This window comes from Coleofasciculus sp. H7-1 (assembly GCF_057473865.1).
Genome location: NZ_JBYCCT010000054.1, coordinates 84,465 through 104,626 on the forward strand (window position 1 = coordinate 84,465; position 20,162 = coordinate 104,626).

Below are 20,162 nucleotides of genomic sequence, written 5' to 3' on the forward strand. Positions count from 1 at the left end.
GTCAGTCGCCAAAAAAAGCTGTAGGGCTTTCCCCTCGGTGAAGTGGTGGGCGAAGCTGCTGCCCGTTGAGTAGGCTAGGATGAAGGCTGCAATTTTTCATCCTTCATCCGGCGAAGAAAGCATCCTACTAACACACTTCTACTCTTGGAAGTCATAACGCCCCTAGGAACCCCACGCGATCGGGATTTTCCTGGCTGGAGTGCATCTCAAAGCAGCGATTGGTTATTTCCTCTCACGAGCGGCATCGCATGTTTTCAATTTACATACTGACCCATAACGAAGAAATTGATATTGCCGCTTGTATTGAGTCGGCAATGCTATCGGATGATGTGATTGTGGTGGATTCGTACAGTAGCGATCGCACTCTCGAAATCGCCAGTCGCTACAATGTGCGAGTGGTGAAGCATCGGTTTGAAAGTCACGGACGACAAAGAACCTGGATGCTCCAAGAAGTACCCGCCAAACACGAATGGATTTACATCCTAGAAGCTGATGAGCGGATGACAAAAGAGCTGTTTCAGGAATGCCTGGAAGCGATTAAAACTCAGGAATATGTCGGCTACTACGTGGCAGAGCGCGTCATGTTCATGGGCAGTTGGATTCGCCGCAGCACCCAGTATCCCCGCTACCAGATGCGTCTGTTGAAACCGGGCAAAGTCTGGTTTAGCGACTACGGTCATACCGAACGGGAAGTTTGCCAAGGAGCTACCAGCTTCTTGAAAGAAACCTATCCCCACTACACCTGTAGTAAGGGATTGAGTCGCTGGATTGACAAGCACAACCGTTATTCTACAGACGAAGCCGTTGAAACCCTACGCCAGCTAGAGAAAGGAAGTGTGAACTGGCGAGATTTACTCTTGGGTCGTTCGGAAGTAGAAAAACGCCGCGCCCTCAAAGATTTGTCTCTGCGGTTGCCCTTCCGTCCGCTCGTGCGCTTCGTATATATGTATTTCTTCCTGGGTGGCTTTCTGGACGGGCGAGGAGGATTTGCCTGGTGTACTTTGCAGGCATTCTACGAATATCTCATCTTACTCAAGGTGTGGGAGCTAAAGCATATGCCCCTGCCCCCGCTGGATGACCCAAATCAACCAATTCCTCCAGACGACACGAATGTGGATGCGGCGACAGTCAGTTCCTTTCCTCGACAAAGGTAGCGGGCTTGTAAATGCTAAAGTGTAAAGTGTGATACTAGATACCAGGGGAGTTGCAACAATTCTTCACAAGTCTTACAAATAAAGATAGAAATGAAACAATTCCAGAATCAACCCTGCACTTTGGCGGCAGGTAAGCCATGCATGAAGGAGCAGCAATCTTTAGAGAATGCCCAGTTCTAGTTTTGCAGGCGCGTCTTCTGGGGTTGATTGACGAACTTTTTTCATTTTCAGCCAAGGCTCACCGAGTGAGATTGGTATTCCGTATAAAGAAAGCACCGCCAGTTGTAAGGAGATTGGGCAATCTGTGATCCAACGCTTCAAGCAGGACTTAAAGAATGACCTAATTGCAGGTCTTCTGGTTGTCATTCCTTTGGCCACCACAATCTGGCTGACAATTACAATTGCCAGCTGGGTGATCAACTTTTTGACCCGCATTCCAAAGCAGGTAAATCCCTTCGATGGTCTGCATCCCATCCTAGTGAATGTACTAAATCTGTTGGTGGGACTGGCAGTGCCATTGCTGTGTATTATGCTGATTGGCTTGATGGCCCGCAATATTGCAGGACGGTGGCTGCTAGATTTTGGGGAGCGGCTGTTGCAGGCGATTCCATTAGCGGGAGCGGTTTATAAAACGCTCAAACAGTTACTAGAAACGATTTTAAGGGATACAAACGGCAAGTTTCGTCGCGTCATTTTGGTAGAGTATCCCCGTCGAGGAGTATGGGCGATCGCTTTCGTTACGGGTGTGATGAGCAGCGAAATCCAATGTCAGATGACTCGTCCCATGCTCAGCGTTTTTATTCCAACTACGCCTAACCCAACCACCGGCTGGTATGCGGTTGTCCCGGAGGAAGAAGTGCTGAACCTCTCAATGTCGATTGAAGATGCCTTCAAGGTAGTGGTTTCGGGAGGAATTGTCAGTCCCAACCCCTTACCCTCGGTGCCGGTTCCCACTGATAGCGATCGCCAACTGGAACCCGTGGTTTCTGAAGGGAGATGGCAGGTTTTACCCACAGAGGAAGATTAAAAAGTTAGTAGGTAATTGGTAATGGTCAGTAGTCCTTAGTCTGTTGCTACCTCAGCCCTCAGTCCTCAGTCCTCAGCCCTCAGATAGTCCTTAATCCTTGGTTTGCTGCTACTGACTAATGACGACTGACTTTACCAATTACCTCCCCAATTACCAATTTGTCATGCAAACCCGCAAACCCCAAAGTATTGCCCGTGAATTAGCTCTCCTCAGCCTCAGCCAGCTGAGTGGGAATGCTATTTTGAACCTGAGCCAGCTGAGTGTAAATCCCAAACAACTGAATCCAGAACAAGTCACTCGTCAGCAACTCTCCAGTCTAATAACGGCTGCCATCCGCGCCCTCACCGCTGAAGTGCAAGAGACTTTAGAGGTTGCCGCAGCAGAAGTCCAACGCTCAAGCGAACGCTTGCTCAGTAGCGAAACCCGCGCCTCGGATGTTCAGAGTGCAAAGGCGATGATAAACGAAGCCATTGAGCTAACTCAGGCAGCCATCAACCGCGTGGGAACGGCTCTAGAACTGCCAGAATTTATTCAACTGTCAAACCAGCAGGAGGTTCGCGCCTACGCTCTAGAAATTATCACCAAAGTCAACGCCAAGCGGGCAGAGATCGATCAACTGCTGGACGAAGCAATGGTGAATTGGCAGTTAAACCGCCTGCCTCGGATTGACCGGGATATCTTGCGGGTGGCAGTGGTAGAAATTATGTATATGGGCGTGCCAGACAGAGTTGCCGTCAATGAAGCGATAGAGTTAGCTAAACGGTACAGTGATGAGGAAGGGCATCGATTTATTCAAGGCGTCCTGCGCCGAGTCACTGACCAGCTTAAGGCTCAATCGCCCACGACCTAGAAAAGTTTTCTATAGTTAGTAGCAGTAATAGCTCCTTAATTGCTGCTGAGTTTTATAGGTGCAATGGTTTTTAATTGGTTCCGTCGTCAGTTTAGCGATAAAACAAGTGACTCCCAGGTTGAACCGGAAAAAACCGATGTAGAGACGCCAGATATTGCGTCTCTACAACCGGAAGCCGAAACCGAAACGTCAGAATCAACAACAGAGGCTCAGTCACAGCAGGTTGCTGAAGACCTGCTCAGTTACGCTAAGGCAGCCTACAAAAATATTCAGCAAAAACAGCAACAATCCCAGGTAGAAACGGCTCCAGCGGTGGCTGAGTCACCCGCCACACCGGCAGCAGAAACGACAGAAGTCAGCGCGGAGACCCAGACGGCTCAATCAGTTGAGGCACCCGCGACAACGACGGTTGAAGCTGAAGCACCGGAGACGCCTGAAACGCTGACACTGGCAGAAGCGTCCACGGTAGAAACAGCCCCAGAACCAGAACCGACTCAAACGCCTAAAGTAGTTGAGGCAGAAGCACCCCCAGAGTCAGAGGTAGGGGAACCAGAGGTTGAGCAAGCGATCGCCCAAACCAGCGTCAATTTAGAAGCCTTACCCCCAGAGTCAGAGGCAGGGGAACCAGAGGTTGAGCAAGCGATCGCCCAAACCAGCGTCAATTTAGAAGCCTTACCCCCAGAGGCTTCACCAGAGCCAACAGCGACTGAATCCCAGACAGATGAAGCTGCCACCACCCCGGTGCCCTTCTGGGCGCGGGAAGACCGACAGGCGCGGCTAGAACGCCTCAAGGCAACGGCGATAGAGACGCCAGAAACAGAACCTGTCAGGGCACCCGTGCAGCCAGCAGCGGCAACCTTGGAGACTGGATCGATGCCGGGACTCACCTTCGATGAGGGCTTCATGTGGTCAGCGCAAGTGCTGGCATCTCAAGGGCGTCGGGCGGAGGATGTTTCAATTGAAGAAATTACCTGGCTGAAGCGACTGCGGCAAGGCTTGGACAAAACTCGTCGCAGCTTGATCAACCGACTTAAGGCAATTGTTGGTCAAGGGCCGTTAAATCAAGACGCGGTGATGGAGATTGAGGCGCTGCTGTTGCAGGCAGATGCTGGCGTTGAGGCGACGGACTCTATCATCAATACGCTGCAAAAGAGACTTCGAGATGAGGTGCTGCCACCAGAGCAAGCGATCGCCTACCTCAAGCAAATCCTGCGCGACTTACTCGACCAACCCATTCAGGAATCCTACAGCCCCACCTTTGTCCCGACAAAAGACACCCTGAATATCTGGCTGATGACTGGGGTCAATGGTGCGGGTAAAACAACCACGATTGGCAAAATTGCCCATTTAGCCCAAAAATCCGGCTATAAGTGCTTAATTGGTGCTGCCGATACCTTCCGTGCCGCTGCTGTAGAACAGGTAAAGATTTGGGGACAGCGCAGTGGCGTTGAGGTGATTGCCAACCCAGGACAGAATACCGATCCGGCTGCCGTTGTGTTTGACGCGATCGCCGCCGCCCAGGCACGGGGTACAGAATTACTCCTGATCGACACCGCAGGGCGTCTCCAGAACAAGAAAAATCTGATGGACGAACTGAGCAAAATCCGCCGCATTGTCGATAAAAAAGCCCCCGACGCCCAAGTAGAAGCCCTCCTGGTGCTTGACGCCACCCTCGGTCAAAATGGCTTGCGTCAAGCACAAGTCTTCTCAGAAGCAGCAAAACTCAGCGGCGTCGTCTTGACAAAACTCGATGGAACTGCTAAAGGAGGCGTGGCTCTAGCCGTAGTGCAACAGCTTGGCTTGCCCATCCGCTTCATCGGTGCGGGTGAAGGTATAGAAGATTTACGTCCCTTTTCTAGCTACGAATTTGTAGAAGCTTTGCTGAGCGGTTGAGATGAAAACCGACAGCATTTTCTATCAGATGTTTCAAGCCTTTCCAGGCATCTTTTTTGAACTCATCGGACAGCCGTCAAGTAATGGAAATGGCTATACCTTCCAGTCAGTTGAAATCAAAGAAGTAGCTAAACGGATTGATGGAATATTTGTTCCTTCTGGGCGCAGCCGTCAACCCATCTACTTTGTTGAAGTCCAGTTTCAACGTGACGATATCTTTTACTACCGATTCTTTACCGAAATTTTCCTGTACTTAGGTCAAAATAAACCTAACAGAGATTGGCGTGCTGTGGCAGTGTTCAGCAGACGGAGTATCGATCGAGAAGTACCAATAGAATATCAGCGACTGCTACTAAGTCAGCAAGTGCAATGGGTATATTTGGATGAATTGGAGGAAGCCGGAAACCAATCGGTAGGATTGGGTATGGTGCAGTTAGTCGTTGAGGATGAAGATACAGCCCAAGCGCAAGTCAGACAATTAATTCAGAAGGCACAACAGGAGCTTGAGGATGAGGCGGTCAGGCAAAAAATTCTAGAATTGATTGAGACGATATTAGTCTATAAATTTCCCAGAGTTAGCCGTCAGGAGATAGAAGCAATGTTTGGCTTAAGCGATTTAAAACAAACCAGGGTCTATCAAGAAGCTAAGGAAGAAGGTAAGTTAGAAGCCGTGCCTCGGTTCTTGAAACTTGGATTGACCCTGGAACAAATAGCTGAGGGGTTAGAGTTGGATATTGAGGCTGTGAGGAAGATAGCTCAAGAACAATCCGACAAGAGAATTGATTGAGACGATATTAGTCTATAAATTTCCCAGAGTTAGCCGTCAGGAGATAGAAGCAATGTTTGGCTTAAGCGATTTAAAACAAACCAGGGTCTATCAAGAAGCTAAGGAAGAGGGCAAGCAAGAAGGCAAGCAAGAGGCAAAGTTAGAAACAGTGCCTCGGTTATTGCATCTAGGGCTGAATGTGGAACAAATAGCTGCGGCGTTAGAGTTGGATGTTGAGGTTGTCAGGAAGGCGGCTCAAAATCAATCCGCTCAAAATCAATGCGAGAATAGGAGCGAAGAGTAGCTCACCTACTGCCCAATAAGAAAGAAAATAGTCAGCGCTGGGAATAGTTTCTAGAAAGCCTTTCTAGAACGGGAAACTTGCGACCAGGTTTATCTTTTGAACTTTTCCCATCCCCATGAGCCGTAATATTCTCGTTCCCAAGTTGAGCTGGCAAGAACTGGGGCTTTAGCCTCCCCAAATATGCAGATAAACAGCCTTTTACCGACAGCCTAAAGATTCGCGGGTTCCTACTTTCGTTTTGGAATTAACACCCGTTGCTCTAGCACAGAGTTTTTTCACTTGGACAGCATCTAAAATCGCATCAGAAAAGTCGGCACCTGTGATGTCCGCATCGTTAAAGCGCGATCGCAGCATCATCGCTTCTGCGAACACTGCATCACTTAAATCTGCATTCGTGAAGTCAGCTAAATAGGCGATTCCATTGGTAAAGTCTGCTCCATGTAGATTCGCCTTGCTCAGGACTGAACTATTAAATACCACGCCCCGTAAGTCGGCATTGCTAAAATTAATATTTTCCAGATTGGCGTTGGAAAACTCAATTGCCTGTAAGTTTTGACCGGAGAAATCCTTACCTATAAGTTCCCCTTGGCTAGCTGAACGGGAAATGGAAGAAGAGCTAGCGGCGAGTGCTGAAGGGGAAAAACAGATAAGCACGAGTGCCAAGACCAATGCTGTTAGTCGGAGAAAATGCTTCATAATAGATTGATTTTTCACAAGCCGCTTGAAAAACTAAAGGATTTTTTGGGAACACTCAAGTTCAGGACAATTAGAATAATCATGCCATGACTGGCTCAATGCTAGGTGATTGGATATTAGAGTTCCTGATACGGCACTTGAAATTCGGATTTATTCAGCGAACGGCAGCGTCGCGGTTCGAGTTCTAATTTTTGAACAAAAATTTTAGCTGGGGTTGACTCAACTTATGCCATTTTGGATGTTGGATTGACCGAAGCAATCTAGCAGGTATTTTCAGTGGTTAGAAATTATGCAAGTTCAAAGCCCAATGGTCTAAGGAGGTCGCACCGCCGAAAAAGGAACGGGATTTATACCTGGTTCATTTCCTTGCTATCTCTGGGGCTAGCGATCGCGTTCTCCATTTATCCTCCGCAGTTTAGAGCCAATTCCCCGCCTTCTGTAGCTTCCACTGAATTGCGGGGCGTTTGGTTGACCAATGTTGGGAGTTCTGTGCTATTTATGCCCTGGGGAATCAACCGGGCGATGCACCAGCTATCTCAACTACATTTCAATACGGTCTATCCTGTAGTCTGGAATCGGGGGCATACCTTCTACCCCAGCACGGTTGGGAGACGGAAGACAGGACGCTCTCAAGACCAATGGCTAGAATTTCTGGGGCTGGGGCGAGATGTCCTAGCTGAGATAATCAAGCAGGGAAATCGACAGCAAATTCGAGCCATCCCTTGGTTTGAGTATGGCTTTATGGCTCCTGCGAGTTCAGAACTGGCGAAGCGTCACCCAGACTGGATCTCCCTTCGTCGGGACGGCACCAAGAATATCTTGCCGGACATTCTGGAACAGGACTTGCTCAACCCGGCAAAGCCAAATGTTCAGCCTTCCTCTCGAAAAGTAGAACAATTTATCCGCAACCAGTTTGCCAGGAAAGTCGTGTGGCTCAACCCCCTGCATCCAGAAGTGCAGCAGTTTATCCTAAATCTGATTGTTGAAGTCGTCACTGAGTATGATGTAGCTGGCATTCAGATGGACGATCACTTTGGCTTGCCGGTTGAGTTTGGCTACGACCCTTTTACAGTCGAACTTTATCGGCAAGAACACGAGGGCAAAAGTCCTCCCACCAACCCCAAAGAGGCTGAGTGGATGCGTTGGAGAGCGGACAAGATTACTGATTTTATGCAGCGGCTCTTTCAGGCTGTCAAATCTGTCAAACCTGGCTGTTTGGTGTCCTTGTCTCCTAACCCCTACTCTTTTGCCTACAGATTCTATCTTCAAGATTGGCAGACTTGGGTGCAGCGGGGTTTGGTGGAGGAGTTGGTATTGCAGGTGTATAGAGATGACCTAAAAAGTTTTTTGGCTGAATTGTCCCAACCCTCTGTGCAGATGGCGCGTCGTCAGATTCCAGTGGGTGTCGGGATTTTATCGGGCTTAGTTAGTCGTCCGATTGACATGAAGCAGATTCAGCAGCAAGTTCAGGCAGTACGCGATCGCGGTTTTAGTGGGGTATCCTTCTTCTACTGGGAAAGCTTGTGGGGTTATATGGCTCCAGAGTCACCAAAAAGACGCCGAGAGGCATTCCAGGCACTTTTTCCTGCCAGCGCTATACGACCCAAGATTTTGCCAAAGTCTGGTAATCGGTGATGAACAATCCTTCAATTAGCCATCAGCAATGACCAATGACCAATGACCAATCGCCTATTACCAATTCCTACATTTTCTGGTTCCAGTGGGTATCCGTCACGCTAGTGGGTTTTTTGGTCAGTTTGCTGTGGATTGAGGTGGGTGAAAAACCCGACATCGGCGTTGTAGAGGGCGCAATCGGCGGATCTGCCGTTGGTTTGGCACAAGCGTTAGTTCTCAGACAGCGAGTGGAGGTGAGCAAAGCGATGCCAAAAGCGATCGCTGCTTGGTGGGTACTAACAAGTGTAGTCAGCTGGGGCTTCATCGGCGGCAGTGGCGTCGGAGCCATCGGCTGGATAGCACCCAGAACGTTACTATTTGAAGCTAGGGTAATCTTTGGCATCTTCAATGGGGCACTGGCAGGCGCTTTGCTAGGAGTGCTGCAAGGGCTTGTCCTGTTTCAGCAGGCAAAAAAAGCTTGGATATGGATCTTGGTCAGTTCTGTTAGCTGGGCGATAGGGCTAGCGATGGGTTGGGCTGTTGGCGGCATTTTGCGCGAAGCGACGCGCTTATTCGTTAGCGAGTTGGTGGGTTTAGCTGTGGCATGGGTTGTCGTCGCTGCGATTACAGGTGTTGCCCTGATTGGATTGCTGCGCTTTAAAGCTGGCTGAGTTTTTTAGAATCCGTATCCGTAGATCGAGTAACGAAAAGTGCTTAACTTAACTTTCTTTGCTGGCTTTCGTTCCTCAAAAGTGCCTACTAAATTTCGGTAATCTAATACTGGTAGGACTTACGCAAAGCTTATACATATAGCGTTCTTGTCGGTTCAATCCCCCTGTGGTTGCCCACACTATGTGGTGATGTGCGGCGAGTCCTGACTGGGAAGAAAGTAACTTTTGTCAGCAATTACAGCCGTTTGCGACTTGATGAAGTATAAACTGTTGTAAACCTTCAACCTAGTCACGCGCCCTTTCAACTGACACCAATAATTTTGACTTTTCTGGATCGCAAAGCCAGTGTTGAGACATTGTTAGAACAATTCAATTGAGTGTAAGGTGTAAGATTGCAATACCCACTCTACTCATAAAGCTGTGAGGTTTTCTCATGCTGACGCTTTATCACGAGCCGATATCTCCCAACTCCCGCCGCGTCTGGATTACGCTGCTGGAAAAAAAACTTGAGTTTGAACTGGTAGAGATAAAACTGGATGGGGAGCAGTTTCAACCAGATTTTATGGCGATTAGCCCTTTCCACCACATTCCAGCTTTGGTAGATGACGGCTTTAAGATGGTGGAATCTTTGGCAATTATGGACTATTTAGAGGCAAAGTACCCCACGCCTGCTATGTTGCCAAAAGATGGAAAGGATCTGGCAGTTGTGCGGATGGTGCAACTGGTAACTGTGAATGAGTTGTTCCCTGCTACTTTTCCACTGATTCCGAAGATTTTAGGCTTGCCTGGAGGAGATCAAGAAAAAATCGAGCAGGCACATCAGAAAATTACCACAGTGCTGAAGTTTTTTGAGAATTTATTAGGCGATCGCCCTTACTTTGGTAGTCAAAACTTAACTCTAGCCGAGGTTGTTGCTGGAACTGTAATCCCCTGGTTATCTCAAGGAGGCGTGTCCTTGAGTGACTATCCAAAACTGAGTGCTTGGTGCGATCGCCTAATGGCACGAGAGGCTTGGCAAGCTACTGAGGCTACACCAGAGGTAATGGAAGCGTTCAAGTCTCGCATGACCGCTCAAATGGCACGGTAGAATTCAGTTTGAAGGATTAAGGTGAACTGTTCAAAATCATCCCCCGCGATCGTCAAAAGCGCAGAATGGGGGTTCTATTCATTTAAATCTGAGGTTGCCAGAAACTCTCGTACTACCTGAAGGTAAGTTTCTGGTGCCTCTAGCATCGGGAAGTGAGCTGTATCGGGAATCTCAACATACTCGACTTTCTCACTTAATGCTGCTGCCTGACGCCCCATCGCGGCAGGGATAATGATATCGTATTCGCCAGCCACTAAAAGTGTTGGAACGGTAAGCTTGGCGAACTCATTAGGCATCACTTGGGCGGCTTTTTCGCTAACTGAGGTAATCATGGTGCCTACAGCAGCTTGGTAATCTGCCATGAGAAAATCGTCTAAGAAAGCCCGACTGATGGCACTAGATAAGGGGCGATGCAAGAATCGCTTCATAAACATTCTGTCAACAAACGGAAGTTGATACAGCCAACGGGGACGGAATTTAACGACATAGCCGCCAAACTTATGAAAATCTTTAAATAATTTTTCCTCGTATTCAAAAACGCCGCTACAGGTTAAAATTGCCTTAAACACTCGTTCTGGGTAGCGGTTTAGAAAAAAGACGCCGACCGATGCGCCCATAGAATGAGCATTGATGTATACGCGATCCAGTTCTAAGGCATCTAATAAGCCTGCTAGGTCATCTGCGTATTCCTCCATTTCGTAAGTCAACTCTTCCGCTGTGGCAGGTTCTTCTGCCAGTGGCGAGGATTCTTCTGCTAAGACGCTACCGTTCCCCACAGGCGAAAGTTTACGCGATCGCCCAAATCCTCGCATATCGTACAGCAAGCAGTCAAAGGTATCTGAAAGGGCTTTAGCGGGACTTTCCCAGTATCGAGAAGATCCCCCCCATCCGTGCAGGAAGACCATCACCGGCTTATTTTTACCTTCCTCGCTGGGTGTCTTAATCCACTCGTAATAATGGGCGATGCCGCGAACTTGAATATGAGCCATGTTAAAATTTTTGAGTTTTGAGTGATGCCTATCATGTGAAAAACCCGTCTTCGAGAGAGAAAACGGGTTTCTATATTATTTTCAGCTTTTTTGTCACTGGAGCGATACAAGGTTCGCCGATAATGCGATCGCTTTAGGCAGATTCGGGCTTCGGCATCGAGGAGGGATGTACGATCAGTTCGGCAGTCGATCGCTTCTCGACCATTTCCCGCGTAATCATGCAGCGAGTCACATCCTTGCGGGACGGCAACTCGTACATCACATCCAACATCAGTTCTTCAACAATGCCGCGCAGTGCCCGTGCGCCAGTTTTCCGCCGATACGCTTCTTGCGCGATCGCTCGCAGCGCATCCGGCTTAAACTCCAGTTGCACGTTGTCCATCTTCAGCAGCTTCTGATACTGCTTCGCCAAAGCATTCCGAGGCTCTGTCAAAATCGCCATCAGCGCCTCTTCATCCAGCGGATCGACGACCGCCATCACTGGCACCCGACCGATAAACTCTGGAATCATCCCAAACTTCACCAAGTCGTCCGGCTCCAGGTTCCGCACAATATCTGCTGTCCGCTTTTCTCGCGGTTGCCCTTCCCCGCCTTGGACAAAGCCTATTGACTTTTTCCCAATTCTTTGCTCTACTACCTTCTCCAGACCTACAAAAGCACCACCACAAATAAACATGATGTTGCTGGTGTCAATCTGGATGCAGTCCTGGTAGGGATGCTTGCGTCCACCCTGCGGCGGCACATTCGCAATCGTCCCTTCCAACATCTTCAGCAAAGCTTGCTGAACGCCCTCACCGGAAACATCCCGCGTAATTGAGGGGTTCTCGCTCTTTCGGGCAATCTTATCAATTTCATCAATGTAAATAATCCCCCGCTGCGCTTCCTCAACGTCGAGGTCTGCCACCTGTAGCAGTCGCAGTAGGATATTTTCTACGTCTTCTCCCACATACCCCGCTTCTGTAAGCGTTGTAGCATCCGCTACCGCAAAAGGCACATCCAGAATACTTGCCAGCGTTTGCGCCAGCAGGGTTTTCCCGCAACCCGTCGGGCCAATCAGGAGAATGTTAGATTTTTGCAGCTCTACCTGATCTTCATGCCCCCCTTTGCCACTGCCTTTAGACTGGATAAAGCTCAGGCGCTTGTAGTGGTTGTAGACCGCTACAGAAAGCACTTTTTTGGCTTCATCCTGACCAATGACGTGTTCATCGAGATACTTTTTCAGTTCTCTCGGTTTGGGAATTTGACTCAAAGAAATATTGCCCGACCTGGTTCGACGCTTCTGGGGAGGTTCGGCGCGAGGCACTGGTTGGGGTGCGGGTGCCCCAGAGTCCAGCAACTCCTCATCTAAAATTTCATTACACAGGTCAACGCATTCATCACAGATGTAGACTCCCGGCCCTGCAATTAACTTGCGTACCTGTTCTTGGGACTTGCCGCAAAATGAGCATTTTAGATGGGAGTCGTACTTAGACATACTTGCCTCTTACCTCAGTGAAGTGACAGTTGCTTCCGAGTGAGGAAGGTTCTGTCTGGAGATGACCTGATCGATCAAACCGTAATCTTTTGCTTCAGCAGATGACATGAAGAAGTCGCGTTCGGTATCTGCCGAAATTTTATCAAACGGCTGACCAGTATTTTGAGCCAGTAGCTCGTTCAGCTTTTGCTTATGATAGAGAATTTCTCTTGCTTGAATCTCTATATCAACGGCTTGTCCCTGAGCGCCTCCCAGGGGCTGGTGAATCATAATCCTGGAACTGGGCAAAGCCATACGCTTACCCTGCGCTCCACCTGCTAGCAAAAATGCACCCATACTGGCTGCTAAACCATAGCATATGGTAACAACATCAGGGCGTATTTGTTGCATCGTGTCATAGATTGCCATACCAGCTGTCACCGACCCACCGGGGGAGTTGATGTATAGCTGAATGTCTTTTTCCGGGTCTTCGGCGTCTAAAAAGAGCAGCTGAGCCACAATCGTGTCAGCCACATTATCATCAACCGGCGTCCCCAAGAAAACAATGCGCTCTCGCAGTAGCCGCGAGTAGATATCAAACGCCCGTTCCCCCATTCCGGACTGTTCCACCACCATAGGGACGACGTTACTGGGGAGTTGTGAGTAAATATTACTCTTCCTCAGGTTTGTGATTTCGTAATTCTGGGACAGAGATACATCCATAACGAGCGAAACTTAATTTTAACGCTGCACTATCAGGTGAACTGGCGAGTGGCTCGTCACCACATACTTCCGTTATATCCGAATCCGCTGTATTTGACCATTCAGGACTGCCTGTGCAGATGTTGGGGCAATTTTAAAATTGCCCCTAAGCCAGGTTTATTCAACCTCAGACGCCTCAGCTTCTAGTTGAGATTCGGTAGCGGTTGCAGCGGTTGCTTCTACTTCATTGTCTTCCGCTTGTGCCGCTTCTATGGCTTCTGTAGTCGTTGTTTCAGCCTGCTCTTCCTCCGTCTTTTCAGGTGCGAGAGAGCCTTGGGGAACCAGTTCAATCGTGGCGTGTTCTTCCAGCCACTTAATCGCTTTTTCTTTGAGCAAATCACCTTCGACAATGGTACGCAACCGTTCCAGGTCGATCTCTTGATCCGGGAACTGCTGGAGTAGCTCATTGACTCTGTCTGTCACCTCTTGCGGTTCGGTTTTGAGGGATTCGCGCTTAGCAATTTCCTCAAGTGCCAGGGTTTGTTTGAGTCGATCGATGGCTTCCGGACGCGATCGCACGCCCATTTGTTTTACCATGTCGGGAGTAAACACTTTCTTGACATCCATCCCCATCTGCCCCATCTGGATGATGGTTTGACGAAGCATGGTTTCAACTTCCCGCTGAATTAGGGTTTCCGGCACGTCAATTTCAACTTTTTTCAAAAGTTCCTTGACAAGTGCTTGCTCTTTATTAGCTGACATTTCTTGATCGGCCTTCTCTCGGAATTTCTTCTCCAAGTCAGCTTGCAATTCAGCCAGGGTTTCAAACTCGCTGACTTCTTGGGCGAAGTCATCATCCACCGCCGGTAACTCTTTTTCCTTCAGGTCTTTGAGCGTGATCGTAAACATCGCCGTCCGACCTGCTAAATCTTGGCGATAATCTTCCGGAAACTTTACTTCTACTTCCTTGCTGTCTCCGGGATTCATTCCCACAACGCCATCTATAAATTCTCCCAGAAACCGCCCTTCTACCAGCTCAATTTGAGCGTCTTCTGCCTGACCCCCACTAATTTCTTCCTGTGCTTCATCTTCTTGTTCGCTGACAAAGCGGCTGGTATAATCGACCACCGCCACATCTCCCAACTGCGCCGGACGACCTGCCACTGGAATTAACGTAGCTTGCTCAACGCGACGCTCTTCTAAAAACTTCTCCACCGAACTGGAGTCATAGGGTACTTCTTCGGCTTTGATAGTGAGGTTGTTGTAATCGCTTACCTGCACCTGCGGTTGGACATCTACCGCAGCTAAGAAAGTGATGGGTTCTCCGGGTTTAAACTGGCTGACTAATTCCTCGAAGTCAGAACGCAGCTCAAAGTTACCAAGCGCCTCAATTGCTTCTTGCTTGAGAGCCTGCTGGAGACCATCTTGAATCAGTTCTTCCAAGGCAGTTGCTTTAATTCGTGCCGTCCCCAGTTGCTGTAGCAGGATCTGGCGAGGCACCTTTCCTTTGCGAAACCCAGGAATATTGGCTGAGCGTGCGAGCTTTTGAATCACCTGCTCGTAGGCATTTTTTGACATATCGGCTGGAATTTCAATTTCCAAGCCAATCTTGCTGGCGGGAAGCTTTTCCTGGGTAACTTTCATCAGTTAACTTCTCTCAAAACTCAGAGCGACAAGGTTGATAACGATTCGAGAGGGCGGGTATTGCAGACGTTTTCGGACGGTCGGTTCAAGCCAAATGGATACAATTTCTGTCTCAACCCCGTGATATCCTAGTTTTGCAACAGTTGGAGCCTTGGTAAATAAAACCTTACCTATCCCTCTCGTTGACATATTTGATGATAGTACATTGACTAAGCCATCGCTCTGTTGCGAATTCAATTTAGCTTGTTGGGGACTGGAAACTTCGACGAAGTCGGTGCTAAGCTTGTGTAAAATTTCGTTAGAGATATTCGTTATATAACCAGCAACAGTCAATAAAAAGCATCTTCCAGTACAAGCTCAAATTTCCCGAAAAAAAATATTTAACTGCTTTGGCTCACTCTGATTAAAGCTTTTGACACCTATATGTATTCAAGAGGAGGAACCATCTTTGTCTGATTCCTATCGCGTTGCCATTCTGGGAGCAACGGGTGCGGTGGGTACGGAGTTGCTAGAACTCCTAGAATCCCGTAACTTTCCGGTTGCTGAGTTGAAACTCTTGGCTTCCCCGCGTTCCGCCGGTCGGACTTTGCAATTTTTAGGCGAAGATGTGCCTGTAGAGGCGGTGGGCGATCGCTCGTTTGATAATGTGGATGTAGTGTTGGCTTCTGCCGGTGGCTCTACTTCTAAAGCCTGGGCATCGAAAGCAGTAGACGCTGGGGCGGTGGTGATTGATAACTCCAGCGCCTTTCGCCTCGATCCTAGGGTGCCTCTCGTGGTTCCAGAGGTGAATCCAGAAGCAGCGGCAACTCATCAAGGAATTATTGCCAATCCCAACTGCACGACGATTTTGATGGCAGTGGCGGTTTGGCCTCTGCATCAAGTGCAGCCAGTCAAACGCATTGTTGCTGCTACTTACCAATCGGCAAGCGGTGCGGGTGCCAGGGCAATGGAAGAAGTAAAAACTCACACTTGGGCGATTTTACGGGGAGAAGAGCCAAAACCGGGCATTTTCCCCTACACCTTAGCGTTTAATTTGTTTCTCCATAATTCCCCCATGACCGATCTAGGTTATTGTGAGGAAGAGCTGAAAATGCTTAACGAGACGCGCAAAATTTTCGGTGCGCCCGATCTGCGAGTGACAGCAACCTGCGTGCGGGTTCCCGTACTCCGCGCCCATTCAGAAGCGATTAACCTAGAATTTGAGCAACCCTTCCCGGTAGCAAAGGCAAAGGAAGTGTTAGCGAATGCTCCCGGCGTTAAGTTGGTCGAAAACTGGCAGGCCAATTATTTCCCGATGCCCATTGAAGCCAGCGGTCGGGATGAAGTGTTAGTAGGTCGGATTCGGCAAGATATTTCTCATCCTTGTGGGTTAGAACTGTGGCTGAGTGGAGACCAAATTCGCAAGGGAGCGGCTCTCAATGCCATCCAGATTGCCGAATTATTGGTGGAACGGCATCTACTGCAACCGGCAACCCCAGCTTTTTCTAAATAGTTTTTTACACGATTCACAACAGCAGGGCGCACAACTGTGCGCCCCTAGCAACAAACAACTCATCACGAAACCAATCACGAAAAACAAGGGGGAGTTAAAAGAGTGTGGTAAATTTTGGGCGCGTTCTCACCGCAATGGTGACGCCGTTTAAAGAAGATGGCAGTGTGAATTACGCTGTTGCAGAGCAACTGGCGGCTCATTTGGCTCAAAATGGCAGCGACGCCTTAGTAGTATGCGGCACGACAGGGGAATCTCCGACGCTGACTTGGGATGAGGAATACGAGTTATTTCAGGTAGTGCAGCGGGCGGTAGCTGGCAAGGCGAAGGTAATCGCAGGTACGGGGTCAAATTCAACCAAAGAAGCGATCGCCGCCACCGAAAAAGCCGCTAAACTAGGATTAGATGGATCTTTACAAGTTGTTCCCTACTACAACAAGCCTCCGCAAGAAGGGTTGTATCAGCATTTCCTCCGCGTCGCCCAATCCTGCCCAGACCTGCCCCTGATCCTCTACAACATACCCGGTCGCACCGGACAGAATCTCCAGCCAGAGACCGTGGCTCGTTTAGCAGAGATCCCGAATATTGTGGCAATCAAGGAGGCCAGTGGCAACTTAGACCAAGCGAGTCAAATTCGACGCATAACCCCCACGGACTTTCAGATATACGCTGGGGATGATTCCCTGACGCTACCTTTATTAGCCATTGGGGCTGCTGGAGTCATTAGCGTTGCCAGCCATCTGGTAGGTACTCAGCTCCAACAGATGATCCAAGCCTTTGAAAACGGTCAACCTCAGGTAGCAACCGAGATTCACCTGAAACTTTTTCCCTTATTTAAAGCTTTGTTTTGTACAACCAATCCTATCCCCGTCAAAGCGGCTCTAAAACTGCAAGGTTGGGATGTGGGTGCCACTCGTCCACCCCTGTGCCATCTACCAGAGTCAGATAGGCAAATGGTAGAGGGTGTAATGACTCAGATGGCTTTGATGTAAGGCGACGGTTTTTTTGAAAAACTGAATACGTCCACAAAGGCAAGAGTAAAAAGGCAAAAGGCAAAAAAAGACAAAGTAAGAAGACCAAAGACAGAACCTTCTCTTTTTACTTGGGGCTTTTTACGTGCCAAAGCTGCCCTATCTTATGCAAATTTTCAACGGTTTTGTATTGATTGACATTGATTGACTTAATAGAAGGAAACAAATGACTAAGAACGAATCATCCGCACCCATCCTGAACAAAAACGAATCATCCGCACCCATCCTGAACAAGAACGAATCATCCGCACCCATCCTGAACAAGAACGAATCATCCGCACCCATCCTGAACAAGAACGAATCATCCGCACCCATCCTGAAAGTGATTCCCTTGGGTGGACTGCATGAAATTGGAAAAAATACCTGTGTTTTTGAATACAACGACGAAATTGTTTTATTAGATGCTGGATTGGCTTTCCCCAGCGATTCAATGCACGGCGTCAATATCGTCTTGCCCGATATGACTTATCTGCGAGAAAATCGCCACAAGATTAAGGGCATGATCGTCACCCACGGTCATGAAGACCACATTGGGGGAATCGCATATCACCTCAAACAGTTTGATATTCCAGTCATCTATGGCCCCCGCCTCGCAATGGCTTTGCTAGAAGGCAAGTTAGAAGAAGCAGGCGTTTCCAACCGCACGACACTCAAACGGGTGGGACCCCGCGACATGGTGCGAATTGGCGCTTCCTTCTTCGTCGAATTCATTCGCAACACTCACTCCATCGCTGATAGCTTCACCGTCGCTATCCATACTCCCGCTGGCGTCGTCATCCATACAGGTGACTTTAAGATTGACCACACACCTGTAGATGGCGAGTTTTTTGATTTACAGAGGCTGGCTGAATACGGCGAGAAGGGCGTTTTATGCCTGATTAGCGACTCTACAAACTCGGAAGTACCAGGGTTCACCCCTTCTGAGCGCTCAGTTTATCCCAATCTTGACCGCTTTATCAGTCAGGCAACGGGACGGGTGCTATTGACGACTTTCGCTTCGTCCGTCCACCGGATCAACATGGTTCTGGAAATAGCGCAAAAACACGGACGGGTGGTATCCGTCGTGGGTCGTTCGATGCTGAATGTGATCGCCCAAGCACGCAATTTGGGTTATATCAAGTGTTCGGACAATCTATTCCAACCTTTGCAGTCGATTCATCAGCTGCCCGAAGAGAAGGTGATCATTCTAACTACAGGTTCGCAGGGTGAGCCAATGTCAGCAATGACGCGGATTGCGAACGGCGAACACCGGCAAATTAAAATCCGTAAGGGCGATACGGTGATCTTCTCGGCAAACCCGATTCCGGGAAATACCATTGCAGTGGTAAACACCATTGATAAGCTGATGATGCAGGGTGCTAATGTCATCTATGGTCGTGATAAGGGGATTCACGTTTCCGGTCACGGCTGTCAGGAAGACCAAAAGCTGATGATTGCCCTGACTCGTCCGAAATTCTTCTTGCCAGTTCACGGTGAGCATCGGATGCTGATTCAGCACGCCAAGACTGCCCAGAGCATGAGCATACCCGCTGAAAATATGGTGATTATTGACAATGGGGATGTCGTGGAGGTGTCGGAAGATGGCATCCAGGTGAAAGGTAAAGTTCCGTCTGGCATTGAGCTAGTAGATAATTCTGGCGTGGTGAAAGCTAATGTGCTGAAGGAACGGCAGCAGTTGGCTGAGGATGGAATTGTGACGATTGCAGCGGCGGTGAACTGGGAAGGCAAACTGAGTGCTAAGCCGGAAGTTCACCTGCGCGGTGTAGTGACATCAATGGAACGCGATCGCCTACAGGCAATTGTCCGCGAAACGCTAGAATCACTGTTGAGCGATCGCTGGTCAGAATTCGCCCGCACCTTGGACGATGAACTCCTAGAAGTTGACTGGATAGGACTGCAAACTCTAATGGAGTCTGCCCTCCAGCGATTGATCCGACGCGAATTCCAGGCTTCTCGCCCCTTGCTAGTCTTCTTACTGCAAACTCCCGAAGAGGAACCGCCTGCAAAGGCTGCCGGAAGACGCCGCCGCCGTTCGACTGCGAAGGTCGCATCCTAACCAGGTAGCAGAGGGAGCTTTGGGGACAGAGAATTTAAATCTACATTCTCCCCGTCCCCTGCCAGAATCAATACGGTTCAGTTAATGTTTCAATGCCACACATTTTATTCCTCTTTAACCAGGGGAATAAAAGCAAAAAAGGTTTTTCTAAGCCCCCCTTAATACCATTTGGGTTGTGAGGCTCTACATTAACGATACCCCGATAAATTGGGGGGCTAAGAAGTCTATATGTTGCAAACAAAAAACAAAATGATCTAAGCTCGACTTTATCCATTTTGAAGGGGAGGAAAGGTAGCAAGATCGCGAAAGAGTGGTTGAATTTATGCTGATGAACTTGCTACCGAAAGAATTTCTGCCCTTAATCCTAACGTTCGCGCCGCTGTTTTCCAAGCCTGTATGGCAGTCGGCAGTCGTGCTGCTAGTGGGGGCAATTGTGGCACCGGGCAAACGCACAGTCAGTGCGATTTTACAGGTAATGGGGTTGCACAATGAACCCCACTTTCAAAACTATCATCGCGCTCTCAGCCGAGCCATCTGGTCAAGTCGTCAGGCGAGTCGGTTGCTGTTGCAACAGGTGGTCAAAGTCTTTCCTCCTAGCGGGGTGTTAGTGATGGGCATTGATGACACCATCGAGCGGCGGTGGGGCAAACGCATTGCAGCACGAGGTATCTACCGAGATCCAGTGCGTTCAAGTGATAGCCAATAAGTCAAAACCAGTGGGTTGCGCTGGCTGAGT

The 20,162-nt window shown here is 48.9% G+C and carries 17 protein-coding genes and 1 pseudogene; 13 read left to right on the forward strand and 5 right to left on the reverse strand.

Annotation, left to right across the window (positions count from 1 at the left end):
- The first annotated feature begins 248 nt into the window (after positions 1-248).
- The 6 genes and pseudogenes from AC2VDX_RS13790 to AC2VDX_RS13815 form a co-directional block, all read left to right on the forward strand.
- Positions 249-1,154 carry a glycosyltransferase family 2 protein gene (locus tag AC2VDX_RS13790; protein ID WP_378181474.1) on the forward strand — a complete coding sequence of 302 codons (906 nt, stop codon included), beginning with the start codon at positions 249-251 and terminating at the stop codon, positions 1,152-1,154.
- 250 nt (positions 1,155-1,404) lie between these two features.
- Positions 1,405-2,181: a DUF502 domain-containing protein gene (locus AC2VDX_RS13795; protein WP_486928180.1), complete on the forward strand. Its 777-nt coding sequence runs from the start codon at positions 1,405-1,407 to the stop codon at positions 2,179-2,181.
- A 118-nt stretch (positions 2,182-2,299) separates the two neighbouring features.
- Positions 2,300-3,031, forward strand: coding sequence for a transcription antitermination factor NusB (gene nusB / locus AC2VDX_RS13800; RefSeq protein ID WP_378181468.1), 732 nt, complete (start codon positions 2,300-2,302; stop codon positions 3,029-3,031).
- 63 nt (positions 3,032-3,094) lie between these two features.
- Entirely contained in the window at positions 3,095-4,924 is a 1,830-nt protein-coding gene (gene ftsY / locus AC2VDX_RS13805) for a signal recognition particle-docking protein FtsY (protein WP_378181465.1), read from the forward strand.
- A gap of 1 nt (position 4,925) precedes the next feature.
- Positions 4,926-5,711: an Rpn family recombination-promoting nuclease/putative transposase gene (locus AC2VDX_RS13810; protein WP_378181462.1), complete on the forward strand. Its 786-nt coding sequence runs from the start codon at positions 4,926-4,928 to the stop codon at positions 5,709-5,711.
- Positions 5,701-5,994 (forward strand): annotated as a pseudogene (locus AC2VDX_RS13815) (DUF2887 domain-containing protein); the annotation flags it as partial. The gene AC2VDX_RS13810 and the pseudogene AC2VDX_RS13815, both read left to right, overlap by 11 nt.
- Before the next feature lie 198 nt (positions 5,995-6,192).
- Here AC2VDX_RS13815 and AC2VDX_RS13820 read toward each other — a convergent pair.
- Positions 6,193-6,690 carry a pentapeptide repeat-containing protein gene (locus AC2VDX_RS13820; protein ID WP_378181664.1) on the reverse strand — a complete coding sequence of 166 codons (498 nt, stop codon included), beginning with the start codon at positions 6,688-6,690 and terminating at the stop codon, positions 6,193-6,195.
- 276 nt (positions 6,691-6,966) lie between these two features.
- On the opposite strand from AC2VDX_RS13820, the gene AC2VDX_RS13825 reads away from it, so the two are divergent.
- The 3 genes from AC2VDX_RS13825 to AC2VDX_RS13835 all read left to right on the forward strand — a co-directional run bounded on the left by AC2VDX_RS13825 (position 6,967) and on the right by AC2VDX_RS13835 (position 10,062).
- On the forward strand, positions 6,967-8,325 hold the full coding sequence (locus AC2VDX_RS13825; protein ID WP_378181459.1) for a glycoside hydrolase family 10-like protein: 1,359 nt from the start codon (positions 6,967-6,969) through the stop codon (positions 8,323-8,325).
- A 35-nt stretch (positions 8,326-8,360) separates the two neighbouring features.
- Positions 8,361-8,975 (forward strand): hypothetical protein, encoded by a 615-nt coding sequence (locus AC2VDX_RS13830; protein WP_378181456.1) that lies wholly within the window; start codon positions 8,361-8,363, stop codon positions 8,973-8,975.
- A gap of 433 nt (positions 8,976-9,408) precedes the next feature.
- Positions 9,409-10,062, forward strand: a complete 654-nt coding sequence (locus tag AC2VDX_RS13835; RefSeq protein WP_378181453.1) for a glutathione S-transferase family protein — start codon at positions 9,409-9,411, stop codon at positions 10,060-10,062.
- A gap of 74 nt (positions 10,063-10,136) precedes the next feature.
- Here AC2VDX_RS13835 and AC2VDX_RS13840 read toward each other — a convergent pair whose 3' ends face one another.
- From AC2VDX_RS13840 to tig, 4 genes are all read right to left on the reverse strand, one after another.
- On the reverse strand, positions 10,137-11,051 hold the full coding sequence (locus AC2VDX_RS13840) for an alpha/beta fold hydrolase (protein ID WP_378181450.1): 915 nt from the start codon (positions 11,049-11,051) through the stop codon (positions 10,137-10,139).
- 133 nt (positions 11,052-11,184) lie between these two features.
- Complete coding sequence (gene clpX, locus AC2VDX_RS13845) at positions 11,185-12,525, reverse strand: ATP-dependent protease ATP-binding subunit ClpX (RefSeq protein WP_378181447.1); 1,341 nt, start codon at positions 12,523-12,525, stop codon at positions 11,185-11,187.
- Positions 12,526-12,534: 9 nt separating this feature from the next.
- The gene (clpP, locus tag AC2VDX_RS13850) at positions 12,535-13,227 is read right to left on the reverse strand and encodes an ATP-dependent Clp endopeptidase proteolytic subunit ClpP (protein ID WP_378181444.1); all 693 of its coding nucleotides are present in this window, start codon (positions 13,225-13,227) and stop codon (positions 12,535-12,537) included.
- Positions 13,228-13,383: 156 nt separating this feature from the next.
- The gene (gene tig, locus AC2VDX_RS13855) at positions 13,384-14,850 is read right to left on the reverse strand and encodes a trigger factor (protein WP_378181441.1); all 1,467 of its coding nucleotides are present in this window, start codon (positions 14,848-14,850) and stop codon (positions 13,384-13,386) included.
- Between the two features lie 448 nt (positions 14,851-15,298).
- Here tig and AC2VDX_RS13860 point away from each other — a divergent pair, with 448 nt between their 5' ends.
- The 4 genes from AC2VDX_RS13860 (at position 15,299) to AC2VDX_RS13875 (ending at position 20,132) form a co-directional block, all read left to right on the forward strand.
- Positions 15,299-16,342 (forward strand): aspartate-semialdehyde dehydrogenase, encoded by a 1,044-nt coding sequence (locus AC2VDX_RS13860; RefSeq protein ID WP_378181438.1) that lies wholly within the window; start codon positions 15,299-15,301, stop codon positions 16,340-16,342.
- 104 nt (positions 16,343-16,446) lie between these two features.
- Positions 16,447-17,331 carry a 4-hydroxy-tetrahydrodipicolinate synthase gene (gene dapA, locus AC2VDX_RS13865; protein WP_378181435.1) on the forward strand — a complete coding sequence of 295 codons (885 nt, stop codon included), beginning with the start codon at positions 16,447-16,449 and terminating at the stop codon, positions 17,329-17,331.
- A gap of 205 nt (positions 17,332-17,536) precedes the next feature.
- Positions 17,537-19,426, forward strand: a complete 1,890-nt coding sequence (locus AC2VDX_RS13870; RefSeq protein ID WP_378181432.1) for a ribonuclease J — start codon at positions 17,537-17,539, stop codon at positions 19,424-19,426.
- Between the two features lie 328 nt (positions 19,427-19,754).
- Positions 19,755-20,132, forward strand: a complete 378-nt coding sequence (locus tag AC2VDX_RS13875; RefSeq protein ID WP_378181429.1) for a transposase — start codon at positions 19,755-19,757, stop codon at positions 20,130-20,132.
- Positions 20,133-20,162: the final 30 nt, after the last annotated feature.